Below are 229 nucleotides of genomic sequence, written 5' to 3'. Positions count from 1 at the left end.
AAGCAGGATTTCGCCGTTGTCGGCAATTGTCACCTCGACCCCGGGGGCGGCTTTACCGACGGTGTGGAGACGGAATTCGTCGTTTGCCTGGATCGCATTGATCGCACTGTTCTCGGTCTGCCCGTAAAGTTGTCGAAGCTTGATACCGAGCGCCCGATAGAAGACGAACGTATCCTCTCCGATCGCCTCACCGCCGGTAAAGCCGTTCTTCACACGGCTCATGCCGAAC

1 protein-coding gene is annotated in these 229 nt (G+C 57.6%); it reads right to left on the bottom strand.

The window, feature by feature from the left end:
• Positions 1-229: AMP-binding protein (locus ACNEUN_RS06515; protein ID WP_463631660.1), on the bottom strand; the 229-nt coding region annotated here is incomplete at both ends.

Source organism: Gardnerella sp. C0684A1, from assembly GCF_055326835.1.
Note: the sequence above shows the minus strand (reverse complement) of the source record. Positions and strands in the feature narration are given on the sequence as shown.